This is a genomic window from Syntrophaceae bacterium, from assembly GCA_013177825.1.
Taxonomy (GTDB): domain Bacteria; phylum Desulfobacterota; class Syntrophia; order Syntrophales; family PHBD01; genus PHBD01.
This window is the reverse complement of record JABLXX010000001.1, coordinates 840,770-855,000: the sequence shown is the minus strand read 5'-3', so window position 1 is coordinate 855,000 and position 14,231 is coordinate 840,770. Positions and strand designations below refer to the sequence as shown.

16 protein-coding genes are annotated in these 14,231 nt (G+C 63.1%); 6 read left to right on the top strand and 10 right to left on the bottom strand.

The window, feature by feature from the left end:
• Positions 1 to 74 precede the first annotated feature (74 nt).
• The 4 genes from HPY65_03870 to HPY65_03855 all read right to left on the bottom strand — a co-directional run bounded on the left by HPY65_03870 (position 75) and on the right by HPY65_03855 (position 3,813).
• A complete protein-coding gene (locus HPY65_03870) occupies positions 75 to 1,271 on the bottom strand; it encodes an ABC transporter substrate-binding protein (protein ID NPU83605.1) in 1,197 nt (398 codons plus the stop codon).
• Positions 1,272 to 1,372: 101 nt separating this feature from the next.
• A complete protein-coding gene (locus HPY65_03865) occupies positions 1,373 to 1,861 on the bottom strand; it encodes a hypothetical protein (protein ID NPU83604.1) in 489 nt (162 codons plus the stop codon).
• 1 nt (position 1,862) lies between these two features.
• Positions 1,863 to 2,735 carry a branched-chain amino acid ABC transporter permease gene (locus HPY65_03860; GenBank protein NPU83603.1) on the bottom strand — a complete coding sequence of 291 codons (873 nt, stop codon included), beginning with the start codon at positions 2,733 to 2,735 and terminating at the stop codon, positions 1,863 to 1,865.
• Positions 2,736 to 2,742: 7 nt separating this feature from the next.
• Positions 2,743 to 3,813 carry a branched-chain amino acid ABC transporter permease gene (locus HPY65_03855; GenBank protein ID NPU83602.1) on the bottom strand — a complete coding sequence of 357 codons (1,071 nt, stop codon included), beginning with the start codon at positions 3,811 to 3,813 and terminating at the stop codon, positions 2,743 to 2,745.
• Between the two features lie 351 nt (positions 3,814 to 4,164).
• Between HPY65_03855 and mazG the strand changes: the two genes are divergently transcribed.
• The 3 genes from mazG to HPY65_03840 all read left to right on the top strand — a co-directional run bounded on the left by mazG (position 4,165) and on the right by HPY65_03840 (position 7,076).
• On the top strand, positions 4,165 to 4,986 hold the full coding sequence (gene mazG, locus HPY65_03850; protein ID NPU83601.1) for a nucleoside triphosphate pyrophosphohydrolase: 822 nt from the start codon (positions 4,165 to 4,167) through the stop codon (positions 4,984 to 4,986).
• A 91-nt stretch (positions 4,987 to 5,077) separates the two neighbouring features.
• Positions 5,078 to 5,824 carry a histone deacetylase family protein gene (locus HPY65_03845; protein NPU83600.1) on the top strand — a complete coding sequence of 249 codons (747 nt, stop codon included), beginning with the start codon at positions 5,078 to 5,080 and terminating at the stop codon, positions 5,822 to 5,824.
• 55 nt (positions 5,825 to 5,879) lie between these two features.
• Positions 5,880 to 7,076 (top strand): hypothetical protein, encoded by a 1,197-nt coding sequence (locus tag HPY65_03840; GenBank protein ID NPU83599.1) that lies wholly within the window; start codon positions 5,880 to 5,882, stop codon positions 7,074 to 7,076.
• A 30-nt stretch (positions 7,077 to 7,106) separates the two neighbouring features.
• Here HPY65_03840 and HPY65_03835 read toward each other — a convergent pair whose 3' ends face one another.
• The 5 genes from HPY65_03835 to HPY65_03815 all read right to left on the bottom strand — a co-directional run bounded on the left by HPY65_03835 (position 7,107) and on the right by HPY65_03815 (position 11,277).
• Complete coding sequence (locus HPY65_03835) at positions 7,107 to 8,096, bottom strand: cation transporter (GenBank protein ID NPU83598.1); 990 nt, start codon at positions 8,094 to 8,096, stop codon at positions 7,107 to 7,109.
• Positions 8,097 to 8,183: 87 nt separating this feature from the next.
• Positions 8,184 to 8,675, bottom strand: coding sequence for a hypothetical protein (locus HPY65_03830; GenBank protein NPU83597.1), 492 nt, complete (start codon positions 8,673 to 8,675; stop codon positions 8,184 to 8,186).
• Positions 8,676 to 8,776: 101 nt separating this feature from the next.
• A complete protein-coding gene (locus tag HPY65_03825) occupies positions 8,777 to 9,532 on the bottom strand; it encodes a hypothetical protein (GenBank protein ID NPU83596.1) in 756 nt (251 codons plus the stop codon).
• Complete coding sequence (locus HPY65_03820) at positions 9,529 to 10,368, bottom strand: ABC transporter permease (protein ID NPU83595.1); 840 nt, start codon at positions 10,366 to 10,368, stop codon at positions 9,529 to 9,531. The genes HPY65_03825 and HPY65_03820 overlap by 4 nt, the downstream gene beginning before the upstream one ends.
• 3 nt (positions 10,369 to 10,371) lie before the next feature.
• Complete coding sequence (locus tag HPY65_03815; protein NPU83594.1) at positions 10,372 to 11,277, bottom strand: ABC transporter ATP-binding protein; 906 nt, start codon at positions 11,275 to 11,277, stop codon at positions 10,372 to 10,374.
• Between the two features lie 132 nt (positions 11,278 to 11,409).
• On the opposite strand from HPY65_03815, the gene HPY65_03810 reads away from it, so the two are divergent.
• The 3 genes from HPY65_03810 (at position 11,410) to HPY65_03800 (ending at position 12,991) form a co-directional block, all read left to right on the top strand.
• The gene (locus HPY65_03810; GenBank protein ID NPU83593.1) at positions 11,410 to 11,991 is read left to right on the top strand and encodes a flavin reductase family protein; all 582 of its coding nucleotides are present in this window, start codon (positions 11,410 to 11,412) and stop codon (positions 11,989 to 11,991) included.
• A 57-nt stretch (positions 11,992 to 12,048) separates the two neighbouring features.
• Positions 12,049 to 12,486 carry a large conductance mechanosensitive channel protein MscL gene (mscL, locus tag HPY65_03805; GenBank protein NPU83592.1) on the top strand — a complete coding sequence of 146 codons (438 nt, stop codon included), beginning with the start codon at positions 12,049 to 12,051 and terminating at the stop codon, positions 12,484 to 12,486.
• A gap of 166 nt (positions 12,487 to 12,652) precedes the next feature.
• Entirely contained in the window at positions 12,653 to 12,991 is a 339-nt protein-coding gene (locus HPY65_03800) for a PAS domain-containing protein (GenBank protein NPU83591.1), read from the top strand.
• A gap of 18 nt (positions 12,992 to 13,009) precedes the next feature.
• Here HPY65_03800 and HPY65_03795 read toward each other — a convergent pair whose 3' ends face one another.
• A complete protein-coding gene (locus HPY65_03795; GenBank protein ID NPU83590.1) occupies positions 13,010 to 14,221 on the bottom strand; it encodes a hypothetical protein in 1,212 nt (403 codons plus the stop codon).
• Positions 14,222 to 14,231 lie beyond the last annotated feature (10 nt).

Here is a 14,231-nt window from a genome sequence, read left to right as displayed (position 1 = left end):
ATGCTCCCGTCACCCGCAGCCCGGCCGGCCGGACCATCGATGCGGGGAAGGCCGCAGCCTTCCCCGCATCGGGATTATTTCTTTTTCCACCGTGCCAGATCGTTGGCGGTCCATCCCTGCAGGACCTTCAGAGCGCCCTTGGGGCCGCACTGCCAGATCTGGATGGAATCGCTCCCCTGGTGCTGGCTCTTCGTCCAGGTGATCGTCGGACCGACGCCCTTGAAGTCCTTCGTCGAGTTGAGGGCTCGGACGAAAGCATCGGTGCTGAGGTTTTTGCCGGTCCGTTTCAGGGCATCCACGAGAGGCTCGGCGAAGACGATGCCCCCGAGATAGAAAAGGGCCCATCGCTCCTTCGGATCCAGCCTCCTGGCCGCCTCGCGATACTTCGTCATCAGGGGCAGGGCCGAATCGACGGGCTCGGTAAAGGCGCCGGTGATGACCCCTTCCCACAGGCCGCCGGAAATCTTGTGCATCAGCGCATAGTCGGACAGGGTGGAGGATGCCACCCACTGCGGCTTGAAGCCGACAGCGGCGGCCGTCTTGAGGGCGATAACCGCCGAGGTCGGATTCACCTGGAGATAGACCGCCTCGGCCCCGGCATTCTTGAACCTCATGATCTGGGAAGCCAGGTCCTTCTCACCTGCCTCGACGGGCACCTCCGCCACCGCGGCGATCTTCAGGTGGGCCAGGCGCTGCTTCACGCCGTTCAGGCCGTTCTTTCCGTAGGGATCGTTCTGGTAGAGGACGCCGATCTTCCGGATCTTCAGCTTCTCCACCACGTACCTGGTCAGGATGCTCGCCTCGTCGTCGTAAAGGGGCATCAGGGCGAAAATGTAAGGATTCACCGGCATCACGTATTCCTTGATGCTCGTCGCCGGCGAAACCCAGACGACCTTGTTGGCCGCCAGGTAGTCCTTGACCGCCAGTCCGCTGGCCCCGGAGGTGCCTCCGACAAAGGCGAAGATACCTTCCCGCTCCACCACGTCCTTGACCACGGCGACCGTCTGAGCCGGGTTGTACTGGTCGTCGCGGATGAAGTACTTGATCTTCCGGCCGTGGATCCCCCCCTCTTCGTTGACCAGATCGAACAGCAGCCGGCTCCCTCGTGCCACATTGCCCCAGGGGGCAGCGGGTCCCGTCTGGGGACCCCACTGGGCGATGCGAATCTCCTTGTTGTCGAAGCCCGGCTTGGCCGCCAGGCCGGGGGCCGACACCAGGAGTACCGCGCAGGCCGCCATCCCAAGAACCATCCAGAAACGTTTCGAACCCATGATACCCTCCTTTTCCATGAAGAGTTCGAAGAACCCTGTCGCCCCTCCGGGGCCCCATCGAGCCCGAGCCTGAAGACGTCATGCGGGACCGTCCCGGACGACTACCCCTTGTACCACCTCCCTCCCTCCCGGATGAACGTGAAGCGGTAATTCACATCCGTCCGGGTCTCCGTATCGGTATAGAAAAGCACCAGGTCCACCTCCACCTCGGCAAATCGCTCGACTCTCGGAAACCGGGCCGGGTCGTGATTCGGCCGGAGAGAGGTCACCCGGAGAATCGTGAAGCGCACGATGCGGACCGGGGACCGGACGGCCTCCTCCCGATATGACCGGTAATCATGGGTGTCGCGATACACCGAGGAAGGCGCCAGGAACGCCCAGACGGCCTCGAAGTCCCGCCGGGCCTCCGCTTCCAGGTACGCCCGGGCCGCCTGCTCGACGGCACTGATTTCACCGGTCGATGCCTCTTCCGATTCCGATGCGGCGGCGGTCATCCAGAGCAATGTAACCAGAATCACCAGTCCCCCGAGGACCGCCAGGCCCCTTTTTTGTACACCTGGTCGCCGCATTCTCTTGCGATCCGCCTTCATCCTACACCTTCTTCACGAAATGCCGGGCAAAGAGACCGCTGGGGCGGATGCACAGGACGAGCACGATGATGACGAAGGCGACGATGGGCTTCCACTGGGGCCACATGTATCCGAAGAGGTTTTCGATCAGTCCCAGGATCTCCCCCCCCACGAGCACACCGGGAATGCTCGTCAGCCCCCCCAGGACCGCCGCGGCGAATGCCCGGAGGAAGGGCTCCATCATGAAGGCCGGGTCCAGGGTCGCCCTGGCGGCGAAGAACATCGCCGCAACGGTCCCGATGATGGAGCTGAGCCCCCAGGAAAAGGCGAAGACCCGCTCGGTCCGGATGCCCATGATCTTGGCGGCGTTTTGGTTCTGCTGGGTCGCCCGCATGGCGATGCCGAGCTTCGTGAAACGGAAGAAGACGTACAGGAGGCCCGCGATCGTCCCGGCCGTCAGGAAGACGGCGATGGCCCAGTCACTGATGATGATGCCCGGAACGGGCTCGTGAATCGACATGTAGGACCACGGCAGCGAGAAGGACTTTTGCTCGGCCCCCCACTTCCAGCTGGCGAGCCCCATGAGCAGCATCTCGGCCCCGAGGGTGATGACGATCAGCCCCAGGATGCTCGGATTCTTCGCCGGGCGGAGAAACAGGAATTCCACGGCCGCCCCCAGGAGCGCTGCGAACCCCAGGGTCAGAAGAAAGGCCGCCCAGAACGGAGCGCCGTAGTACGTGAGCATATGGTACGCCACGAACGTGGCGAACATGGCCATTTCGCCCTGGCCGAAGTTGATCACCTCCGAGGTCTTGTAGATAATCACCACGGCGACGGCAAAGAGGCCGTAGCAGGCCCCGATGGCGAGTCCCTCGACAATCAGCTGTCCGATCATAGGCACCTCAGAACGGCCATGTTCTCCAATACTTCTTGACGCGGAGCCACACTCCGAACATCCCCAGGGGCTCGAAGAGGACAATGGCGATCATGACGAGACCGAGGATGATGCTGTTGAAATTTTCCAGGCCGACGACGGTGAACCAGCGGTCCGACAGATCCAGCAGGAACGGGCCCGCCAGCGGCATTTCCCGGATGTTCTTCAGGAGATCGTATTGCAGCCAGGTGATGAGCGTCGCCCCTACGATGGATCCAAAGGTCGATCCCAGGCCTCCTACGACGACCATCACGAGGAACACGATGGACAGGATGAGGTTGAAGGGCTCGGGATTGAAGAATCCCAGGATGAACCCGAAAAGCCCCCCGGCAACGCCGGCATAGAATGCGCTGACAGCGAACGAGAGGGTCTTGTAGGCCATCAGGTTGACCCCCATGACCTCGGCGGCGATGTCGCTGTCCCGGATGGCCACGAACGAGCGGCCCACCCGGGTCTTCATGAGGTTGACGGCGCCGGTTACCATCAGGACGGCGATGGTCAGGATCAGGTAGTATTTCCCCAGATCGGTCTCCAGGATGAAGCTCCAGCCTAGCTGCGGAATTCCGAGATCCAGGGGCGGCGCCTGGAGCCCCGTTCGCCCGCCGAAGACCTCCGCGTGCCCGATGACATGCGTGATGGTGAGACCGAACCCAAGCGTGGCGATGGACAGGTAGGGGCCCTCCAGGCGAAGCGCCGGGAGTCCCACCAGGAAGCCGAAGGCCGCGGCGATAAAGGCCGCCGACAGGAGGGCGGGGAAGAAGGGAACCTCCAGCCTGGCCATGAGCAGGGTCGTCGCGTAGGCGCCGATAGCGAAGAATCCCGCATGTCCGAGAGAGATCTGGCCCGTGTAGCCGACCAGGATGTTGAGCCCCACAGCCAGGATCACATGGACCAGGATCAGGTTCAGCAGATAGAAGCGGTATGCGGGCAGATACAGGGGCAGGGTGTAGAGGAAAGCCAGCAGAAGGAGAGACCAGAAGAGGACCACGACGCTCCCGAAGAGCCGGATATCCTCGTAATAATCCCGCTTCATGTCCATCGAAGAGCCTCCGGGATAGGCCGCTGGCGCACAGGTTTATGGGTCAGGTTCCAGTTCCGGAAGGGGGCGGAAGGGAAGAACGGCGCCGGGCCGTCCGTCGCCCCGATGGATACCATGGTTAACAGACCGGTCCGGGGACTGTCAAGGGAAACTGCCCCCGAACCCATCCCCTTCACCGGGCGTGACCGAACCCGGGGACCCTTCTCAGGCTTTCCGCCTTCATTCCCAGCGGACTCCGGCGGCTGGAAACGACCCGTTGTCAGCCCGGGGCGGATATGTTAGGGTCCCCCCCGGAGCCTGGGAAATTCGGAAACACGAACAAGCCCGGCCGCTGCGGGGAGAATCCATTCAATGACCGGCACAGGAGGAGGACGGAGCGGCGCGTTTTCAACGCCTGACCCAAACGGTATCGATGCGCTCCTTGACCTGATCCGGACCCTGCGCTCCCCCGATGGATGCCCTTGGGACCGGGCCCAGGGAAAGAAAGACCTCGGCCGCTATCTCCTGAACGAGGCCTACGAGGTCCTGGACGCCCTGGCCGGAGAAGAGCCGGCGGCGCTCCGGGAGGAGCTTGGCGACCTGCTGTTCCAGATCCTCTTCCTGGTCGTTCTCGCCGAAGAGGACGGCTCTTTCCGGCTGGCGGATGTGACGGCGGAGATCCGGGAAAAGATGATCCGGCGCCACCCCCATGTCTTCGGGGACGTCACCGTTCGCGACGCCGCGGAGGTGAAGACCAACTGGGATGAAATCAAGAAGGGCGAGAAGGCGGTCAACGGCGAGCCCGGAGGGATCCTCGACGGAATCCCCCGCTCCATGCCGGCCCTCCGGAAGGCCCAGGAGACGGGACGGCGGGCCGCCCGGGTCGGCTTCGACTGGACCGATACCGCCGGCGTGCTGGACAAGGTCCGTGAGGAAACAAAGGAACTGGAGGAGGCTCTTGCCCACGGCTCCCCGGACCGGGTGAGCGAAGAGATCGGCGACCTCCTGTTCTCGGTGGTGAACCTGGCCCGCCACGCCTCCGTCGAAGCGGAAGAGGCGCTGGAGGCAGCCACCGCGAAGTTCAGGGACCGTTTCCGGTTCATCGAACGGGAGCTGGGCCGCCGGGGAAAATCTCCGGCCTCGGCATCCATGGAGGAAATGGACCTTCTGTGGGAGGAATCCAAAGACCGTTGAACCCCGCCGGGCCGGTCTGAAGAGAAGACGGGCGGCGACAGCTCGGCACAGGAGGCATTCCTCCTGAGCCTCACCCCGGGGAGGCATCGTCATGAAGGTTATCTTTCACAAGGATTTCCATCAATCTTATGTTGCAGATCCCGCGGCCGCCACGGGCCGCGTGGAGTCCGTCCTGAAAGCGATCCGGGGCAAAGCGGAGCTTGTCGAAGCCGTCCCGGCGTCCCCGGAGGACATCGCCGCCGTTCACACCCCGTCCCACATTGAGGAAGTGCGCCGCGAGCGCCTCTACGACATTGCCGCCCTGGCCGCCGGCGGCGCCGTCCAGGCGGCCATGACCGGCCTGACGGAGCCCTGTTTCGCCCTCATCCGGCCTCCGGGGCACCATGCCTCCTCCGGCAGCGCCTGGGGGTTCTGCTACTTCAACAACATGGCCATCGCCCTGGAGAAGCTCAAGCGCGAGGGACTCATCGAAAAGGCCCACGTTCTGGATTTCGACCTCCACTTCGGCGACGGAACGGTGAATATCCTGGGCGGCCGCGGCTACGTGACGATCCACAATCCGTCCGCGGCGGAGCGGACGAAGTATCTCCGGGAAGTCGAACAGAAGCTCTTCGCCGAGAAAGTGGACCTCATCGGCGTCTCCGCCGGGTTCGACAACCACCTGGAGGACTGGGGCGGACTGCTGGCCACGGAAGACTACCGGAACATGGGGAAGATGGTCCGCCGGGCGGCCCGGGAGCACGGGGGCGGCTGTTTCGGAATCCTCGAGGGCGGATACAACCACGGTGTGCTGGGACAGAACGTCCTGGCCTTCATCGAGGGGATGGAGGAGGGCTGACGCCGGGCCGGACTGCCGATACCGGAAGTGCATGAGGCTCCCGGCAATAGAAACCATGTCCAGCAAACACAAGGGTATTTTCTACAATTTCGTCATCTTCGCATTTTTCCTGGCCTCCCGTATCATGCGCCAGAGGCCGCACCTGAAAGGGAAGGAAAACCTCCGGGAGATCCCGACTCCGGCCCTGATCACCGTCACCCACGACAGCTATTACGAGATCCCTTCCCTCTCCCGGGTGTACTACGCCCTGCATCCCAAGCCCGACTTCCTGATCATGGCCAAGAACGATTTCCTCGGCGGACGCTACCTCTCCATGAACTTCGCCCAGGGGAACCGATTTCTGCGCTCCATCCTCCTGCTCCTGGACCGGACGGGACTGCCCCTGGCCGTTTTCCGGACGATGCAGCTCACGTCCATCGAGCGGCCCTTCATCGAACACCTCGACACGAAACGGCAAGCCCTGCACCAGGCCATCGACGAGCAGGTCGGGAAATTCCGGGAGGCCGCCGCCGGGGGATTATCCACGCTGATTTTCCCGGAGGGAACGACCTGGGGGTTCGGTGGACTCAAGAAGATCCGGAGCGCCGCCTTCCAGGTGGTGGAGGGCGCCTTCGAGAACGCCCGGGAAAAGGTTTATATCCTGCCGATCAACGTGAAGGTGGACCGCCTCGTCCGGGGCTCCAAGGACGTTTTCATCCGGGTGGGGAGGCCCTTCTTCGCCAGGAAGCCAAAGGAGGAATTCAACCTCCTCCTCTTCGATACCCTCCAGCATCTCCACACGATCACCTTCAGCCAGATCGCGGCCTACTACCTGAAGCGCCTGGCGGAGATTCAGGACGGCGCCGCCGAAACGGTCGCCGTGGAGAAGGAGCGATTCCTGGCGGCGCTGGAGGAGATCGTCCGGGACATCCACGAGCGGGTCAGGGCGCACGTCCTGCCTCATCTCGATCCGGACCTGCTGGATCATCGCCGGCTGTTGGAAAAGGTCCGCCGGTTCCTGAAATACTGCGCCCGGAACCGATACCTGGTGGAGATCCGCCGGCAGGGGGAAAAAGAGATCCTGGTGCTGAACCGCCGGAGGGTCCTGGAAGACTACCCCGTCAGAGACTACCGGAAGCGCAATCCCGTGGGCTTCCATGCCAATGAATTGTTGTCCCTGGGAGAAGACGTCGTCCGCTCCATCTATGATCGCTATCTCTCCGGACCCGGCCGCCCGTCTTCCGCCATCCCGCATCCCGTCCGCATCCGCTGACGCCGCCAGGCCGTCCCGCCGGAGCCTTCGTCAAGGCCCGGTTCCCGGCAGTTCCCCTGCTTCCCCGCCGGCCCCCCGGCAAGCATGATTCAATCCGTTCAGGTCGCAATAGAGCCGGTCGGGTTCGCAGCCGGCACACTCCAACTGCAGCGTCACATGGGCGATACCGTACCTGAGGCCGATCCTTTCCTGGATAGCCCGCTGAATGAGCGCCCCGCCGCTGATGGAAATGTCGTCCGTCAGGATGTGCGCCGAGAGGGCCCGCATGCTCTGCGTAATGCTCCATACGTGCAGGTCGTGAACCCCGCGCACGCCGGAGACGTCCAGCAGATCGGCGACGACCCCGTCCATATCGACGTCCCGGGGGGTGGCCTCCAGGAGGATGTCCAGCACGTCGCGGAGAATGCTCCAGGCACTCCACAGGATCAGCGCGCCGATCAGTACGCTCGCCAGGGGATCCAGCCAGTTCAGCCCCGTAAAGAAGATGACGACGCCCGCCAGTACCGCCCCGAGCGTCGAAAAAACATCGCCCATCAGGTGAAGAAAGGCGCTCTTCAGGTTCAGGTCGTGCTCGCTGCCCTCTCGAACCAGCCAGGCCGTTCCGGCATTCACCAGGAAAGCCACTGCTCCGACGACGATCAGAATGCCCGCCTGTACCGGCGGCGGCGACAGGAATCGGTGCCAGGCTTCATAGAAAATGCTGAGCGCGATCACGGCCAGGGTGGTGGAATTGAACAGCGCGACGAGAATGCCCGCCCGATGGTAGCCGAAGGTCTTGCCCGCATGGGCAGGCCGGTTGCCGAGTTGGACGGCGTACCAGCTCAGGCCCAGGGCGACGGCGTCCGTCAGGTTGTGCCCGGCATCCGACAGGAGCGCCAGGCTGTTCGCCCAGAGCCCCGCCAGCGCCTCGACGGCCACGAACACAAGCGTGATGCCCAGGGAGAGAAACAGGCGGAAGGACGTCCGGGAGGACAGGTCTCCGAAGTGGGAATGGGTGTGGGAATGTCCGTCGGCTCCCATTCATGCCTTCCTTTCTTCCAAACGCTTCAGGTGCTGAACGAGCCGGTGAACCCGGGCAAACGGGGACCGGGGATCACCATCGCCCGCCTACTGCCGCGTCATCCGCCGCCAGAACCGGGTCCCGTCGAAGCTCCCCTCGAACGCCTGGCACTCGGATCCCGGCAGCCATGTCCATTCGAAACGTCCTTCTGCGGGGATGCCCGACACCTGCCTCCAGGTCCCCCGGAGGACTCGACCCGTGATCGTGGCATCCGCGATGACCGCAGTCACTTGTCTCTGCTGTCCCCGGTGGTAGTAAGCGTATCCCCCTTCGACCCGGCCGTCTGTTTCCCTCAGGTTGATGTCCATGGCATAGCCGCTGGTGTCGGTCCCCCGGAAGCGACCCGTCCAGCAACCCGTCAGCGCAGGCATCGAACCGGACGATGCGCCGGCCGTCTGGAACTCGATCCGGAGGATCGTGCCCGTATCGAAACTCTGCGTCCTCCCGTCCTGAAACGTGATGATCATCTGTTCCCCTGCCAGGGCCGTCCCCGCCCAGAAAACCAGCAGCACCGAAATCGCCAGCCACCCTCTTTTCATCCGTTCCTCCTTTTCATTCTTTTAATGAACGCAAGACCGACTCCCGAAGGCGGATCCGAAGGGCGCGGGATCACCGGCGCAATCCGGCCACCCGGGCGCGGTCACTTCTTTTTGAACAGCGCGTCGTCCAGACCCGTGTTCCAGGTCCAGCCGGCATAGGTGATTGCGACGGATCCCTCCGCGGGCATGTTCTCCAGGCGGGCCATGCCCCGGGAGACAGGGCTGTCCTGGCTGTAAAAGGGATTTTCAGGCGAACGGACGCCTCTCTCCGGGAAGGTCAGCTGCACGTCCACCCGCTGCGGCAGCCAGAGACTTTCGTCTCCCTGCCGGACCAGGGTATAACGGATCCTGGCCAGGGCCTTGCCTCCCTGGACCGAAAGGCTCTCCACCTGAAGGATCCGTTTCGGACTCCCGCCGACCCAGACCCGGTGCGACCGGATCCGCCCCTTCTCCTCCAGAGGCTCCACACGGAACACATCCGCCGGAACACCGTCCGCCGCTTCGGCGTCCAGCCAGACAATGCGGTTCTTCTCCGGCCGGAAGCGTGCCGGGTCGAAGAGGGCGGCCCCCCGCGGCAGGGGAGCGAAGTTCTTCGTCTCCAGATGGAAGCGGTCGGGCTGCTTGAAGTAGACCCTGGCGGCAAAGTCGGGAACCCGGAAATCGGGAATCCGGATCTTCGCCTGGATCCGGACCGTGTAATCCCGGATGCCTTCGTAGGGACGGACAACCTCCGTAAACGTCCTGACCGGATCCGGCCCGGCGGCCCCCGCAGGCGTCGGCACCCATCCCGACCCGAGGACGGCCGCCAGAACAAGCGCCGCGAGAAGCATGGGTGACATTCTTTTCGGATTCATCATGACAGGATGTCCTTGCGGTTGAACCAGGCCAGGGTCATGGAAAAGAAGAGGACCGTAAAGCCCAGCAGGATCCAGACGTTTCTCATGATCTCATCCCAGGGGACGGGATCGGCGAAGACCTTCTGCCAGGTATCGAAGTAGTTCACGAAAAGCCAGGGCCGGATGGCCTGGAACAGCTCGAAGGGCAGCGTGATGATGATGAGACTGATGATGATGACGGCCATGGTGGCCACGATGGGGCCGATGGAGTTGTCCGTGAAGGCGGAGAAAAGAAAGCACATGGCGGAGACGACGAACATGCTCAGGATGGCGAGGCCCCAGGCTAGGAGAAAATGGGCCGGCAGGACCGCCTCCGGGATGACTGTAAGCCCCCGCTTCACAACCAGGAGATCCCCTCCTCCGAAGACGGCCAGGGAGAGCCCCAGGGTGAGGACGCCGATAAAAAGCACCATCAAGGCCGTATAAAGAAGCGTGACCAGGAACTTCGCGACGATGATCCGGTTCCTCGACTCCGCCCGGGGCAGGAGGAACCGGAACGTCCCGGCGTTCCCCTCGCCGGCGATCTGGTCCCCCGCCACAAGGGTCAGGACGATGGGCACGTGGACCCACAGGGCGCCCAGGAAGAAGAAGCCGAAGAACCAGCCGTTGAGGACGTTTCCGCCGATGATGAAGTCCTGCTCCAGGGCGGCCAGGAGATTGCGCTCAAAGGCCCTCTGGCCCCCCATCCGGAGGCCCGCCACGACAAGGGGAACCAGGATGCCGAAGGCCAGGAACCCGATATAGGTCCTGAGCTTGGTAAACGTCTTGACCGCCTCGAACCAGACCAGCCGGCCCATGTTCTAATCCCCCACCAGGTTCAGGAAATAGGTTTCCAGGGAGCGCTCCGGGATCAGGGCCTGTACCCGGAATCCCGCCTCGACGAGGTCGCGGTTCAGGTCCGGGATGCGGCCGAGCTCCATCTTGAGCGTAAAGCCGTCCCCGCGGGGCTCCGGCGACGGGTATCCACCCCGGGCCTCGATCCATCGGGCAGCCTCCTCCGGCCGGTCCGTGCGGACCGTCACGACCGCTTCGCCGTCCCCCAGCAGCTCCCGGACGGCACCTTCGACCCGGAGAACGCCCTGGTGGATGACGGCCATGCGCGTTGCCGTCATCTCCACCTCATGGAGGAGGTGCGAAGAGAGGAAGACCGTCATGCCCCGTTCCCGGGCAAGCTCCCGGATCAGGTCGCGGACGTCCTTCACACCCTGCGGATCCAGCCCCGTCGTGGGCTCGTCGAGAATGATCAGCTCGGGTTCTGAAAGCAGGGCCAGGGCCAGCCCCAGGCGCTGGTTCATGCCATGGGAAAAGGTCTTCACCCGGTCATCCGCCCGGTCCAGCAGACCCACCCGCTCCAGCCCCTCCAGGATGCGATGCCGGGGCATACGTCGCCGCAGCCCCCCGAGGATCTCCAGGTTCCGGTATGCCGACAGGTGGCCGTAGAAGGCCGGTTTTTCGACGATGGCTCCAACCCGGTCGAGAACCCGCTGGCCCTCCCTGTTAAGAGAACGGCCGAACAGCTCCACGTCGCCCTCCGTGGGAAAAACAAGGCGGAGGATCATCCGGATGGCCGTGCTCTTGCCGGCACCGTTGGGCCCCAGGAACCCAAAGACGTCGCCGCGGCGGACCTCGATGTTCAGGCCGTTTACGGCCAGGCGGGTCCCGTAGCGCTTGGTCAGGTTGACGGTACGAAGAATCATGTCGGACAAGGCATCACCACCGGCGGGGATCATCCTGCAAAGGCATGGTATTGCTTGACTCCTAGCTGATTTAAAGGATAATTGCAACATATCCGGTCAGTCCGGCGACTGCCGTATTGGACTCCCAAGGAGGGCCATGTCATGGGAAAGGTGTCCATCGGCACCAACGTTTACTTATACCCGAACCCTGTCACCCTGCTGGGGACGATGGTGGAGGGAAGAGTCAACTTCATGCCGCTGGGCTGGGTGTCCCGGGTGAATGCGGACCCTCCCTGGATCGGCATCGGCGTCAACCGGGGACACCACTCGACCAGAGGGATTCTTGAAAACGGCACCTTCAGCGTGAATTTCCCATCGGCCGACATGATGGAAGAAACGGATTACTGTGGCCTGGTGTCAGGAAGCAAGACCGACAAGTCCGGCGTCTTCGAGTGCTTCTTCGGGGTCCTGAAAACCGCCCCGCTGATCGACGCCTGTCCTCTCTGCCTGGAATGCAGGCTGGTCCAGACCATGGATCTGCCGACCAACGACTGGTTCATCGGCGAGATCGTCTCCTCCTGGATCGAGGATGCCTGCCTGACGGACGGCAAGCCGGACATCCGCAAGATCAACCCCCTGCTCCTGACCATGCCGGACAACCGCTACTGGACGGTGGGTCCGGAGGCGGGCAGGGCTTGGGGAGCCGGGGCGGATCTGTTGAAACGGCGGAAGGGAAAATCCTGACCGCCCGACTCCTGCCTGCTTTTCAGCCGGCATGCCTTCAACCTCAAGGAGGAGATCATGCTGAAGGAATTCAAAGAATTCGCCATGCGGGGCAACGTCGTGGACATGGCGGTGGGCATCATCATCGGAGCGGCTTTCGGGGCGATCGTGAAATCCCTGGTGGATGATGTCATCATGCCCCCCATCGGGATGCTCATGGGCAACGTGGACTTCTCGAACCTGTACGTGGTTCTGAAGGACGGGGCCGTGGCGGGTCCCTATGCAGCGCTGGCGGAGGCGAAGAAGGCCGGCGCGGTGACCGTCAACTACGGTCTTTTCATCAATACAATCCTCAGTTTCGTTATCGTCGCCTTCTCGGTGTTCCTGCTCATCCGGGGGATGAACCGGCTGAAAAGGGAAGCCCAGGCGGAAGCAACCACGAAGGAATGCCCGAAGTGTTGCACCGAGATCCCCGTCAAGGCAGTCCGCTGTCCCCACTGCACGTCGGAGTTGTGAGAACCCGGGCAACGGGGCGAAGGCAGGGTCCACCGGAGGAAACGCGCCTGGCGGAGATTCAACGCCGGCCGGCCCCGTTTCTGAAAACGCATGAACGACAGGGGAAATCCGTCGCCCGTTCCATCAGGGAGGTCAGAACGCTGTGCCGGAAGAATTCCTGAAGAACCTGGAGCCGTGGCTCCAGGGATTGCCCTTTTCCCTGACGGTCTGCGACGAAAAGGGAACGATCCTCTACATGAACAACCGGGCGGACCGCTCTTTCGAATCGCAGGGAGGGAAGGCGCTGGTAGGCTCGAACGTCCTCGACTGCCACCCCGAGCCGGCGCGGACTAAGCTCCGGACGATCATGGAGCAGCGGGAACAGAACGTGTACACCGTGGAAAAGAAAGGGACCCGAAGATTGATCTTCCAGTCCCCCTGGTACCGCAACGGCGTTTACGCCGGGTTTTTCGAGCTGATCCTGCCGCTTCCGGAAAACATGCCCCACTTCATCCGGGAGGCATGACGGGCCGGCTCGCCGGAATCACCGCGTCTGCACGAACTGCCCGGCCTTCACCCGCTTTACGCAGTCCGGTTCCCCCTCGATCCTGACCCAGGCCTTGTCCGGCTGGATCTGGTCCGTCATTTTCAGGACCACCGGCAGCCGGGACTGGTCGCAGGTCTTCTGGCCGCTGATGGGGTCCTCCACTTCCGCGAAGGCATAGACGGACAGCTGTGTACTCTCCGTCACGCCCGCCTTGCTTCCCAGGTTGACGAGAGCGATGCGCTGCTTCCCGTCGGGGCTGGTCTTCGTCTGGAAAATGTAGCCGCGGGCGGAGAATTGCCTGGAGAGGGCCGGCCTCAGGTCCTCCAGGTTCTTCGTCCCCGCCTTCTTGACTCCGCCGACGACCTCGGCAAAGCCCGGATACGGAATCTTTCCCAGGCCCTCCTTGCCGGCGAACCGCTTGGAAAAGATCACCTCTCCACTTTCCACATCAAGAACGCGAACCAGGACTTCCGCCTCGACCGTCCAGCCTTCGGCGGCTTCGGCAACCGCCGCCACGGCATGACCCGCCAGGGCCGCCCAGAGTGCGTCGTCTCCCTTGCGCTGGTCCGCGGCCCGCCGACCGATGTCGCGGCCACCCTTCTGGATGGACTCGGTACTCCGATAAGAGAGAGCGATGTTGTTGAAGGACCCGGTGACAATGAACCTGGCCCCGGCCAGTTTCCCGAGCTGGACCGCCGTGGCCTGATCCACCATACCCGACTGCTGGAGTTTCATTTCATCGAAAACCTTGCTCAGTTCCTTCCGGGCGTAAACGCGGATTCCCGGGATTCCCCTGATCTGGTCCAGGACGGCGTCTTCCAGAGACTCGCTCAGTTTCGAGTTCATCTCCTGCTGGGTCATCCGGGTGTCCTGTTGAAACCGACGACGCTCATCGGTCCCCCAGACGACGCCGGCTCCGCGCCGTGTCGCCCTGCCGGCGGCGGCGCCCCGGACCTGTCGTTCCGACGCTCCAGACACGTTGACCTGAACCTCTTTCGCATAGTCAAATGTCGTATTGTTCGAAAAGGGGGCGATGGCTACACGCGTGGAGGCCGTGTCATAGAGAGACCTGCAGACGTTTGGCACAATCTCCTTGGATCCCTGGTCGGGAAGGAACGCGGCGGAATCGATCTGCACCGCCGTCCCCCCCGCGACGCAGCCGGCCAGAAGAATCGCCAGGGACAGAATTTTCCATGCTCTCCGGTACATGAGGCCCTCT

What these genes read in the sequence shown, in the direction of transcription:
- HPY65_03865 (NPU83604.1), bottom strand. Translation starts at nt 1,861, where the DNA reads ATGAAGGCGGATCGCAAGAGAATGCGGCGACCAGGTGTACAAAAAAGG.
- HPY65_03810 (NPU83593.1), top strand. Translation starts at nt 11,410, where the DNA reads ATGGGAAAGGTGTCCATCGGCACCAACGTTTACTTATACCCGAACCCT.
- HPY65_03860 (NPU83603.1), bottom strand. Translation starts at nt 2,735, where the DNA reads ATGATCGGACAGCTGATTGTCGAGGGACTCGCCATCGGGGCCTGCTAC.
- HPY65_03855 (NPU83602.1), bottom strand. Translation starts at nt 3,813, where the DNA reads ATGGACATGAAGCGGGATTATTACGAGGATATCCGGCTCTTCGGGAGC.
- HPY65_03840 (NPU83599.1), top strand. Translation starts at nt 5,880, where the DNA reads ATGTCCAGCAAACACAAGGGTATTTTCTACAATTTCGTCATCTTCGCA.
- mscL (NPU83592.1), top strand. Translation starts at nt 12,049, where the DNA reads ATGCTGAAGGAATTCAAAGAATTCGCCATGCGGGGCAACGTCGTGGAC.
- HPY65_03870 (NPU83605.1), bottom strand. Translation starts at nt 1,271, where the DNA reads ATGGGTTCGAAACGTTTCTGGATGGTTCTTGGGATGGCGGCCTGCGCG.
- HPY65_03825 (NPU83596.1), bottom strand. Translation starts at nt 9,532, where the DNA reads ATGATGAATCCGAAAAGAATGTCACCCATGCTTCTCGCGGCGCTTGTT.
- HPY65_03835 (NPU83598.1), bottom strand. Translation starts at nt 8,096, where the DNA reads ATGGGAGCCGACGGACATTCCCACACCCATTCCCACTTCGGAGACCTG.
- HPY65_03845 (NPU83600.1), top strand. Translation starts at nt 5,078, where the DNA reads ATGAAGGTTATCTTTCACAAGGATTTCCATCAATCTTATGTTGCAGAT.
- HPY65_03820 (NPU83595.1), bottom strand. Translation starts at nt 10,368, where the DNA reads ATGGGCCGGCTGGTCTGGTTCGAGGCGGTCAAGACGTTTACCAAGCTC.
- HPY65_03795 (NPU83590.1), bottom strand. Translation starts at nt 14,221, where the DNA reads ATGTACCGGAGAGCATGGAAAATTCTGTCCCTGGCGATTCTTCTGGCC.
- HPY65_03830 (NPU83597.1), bottom strand. Translation starts at nt 8,675, where the DNA reads ATGAAAAGAGGGTGGCTGGCGATTTCGGTGCTGCTGGTTTTCTGGGCG.
- mazG (NPU83601.1), top strand. Translation starts at nt 4,165, where the DNA reads ATGACCGGCACAGGAGGAGGACGGAGCGGCGCGTTTTCAACGCCTGAC.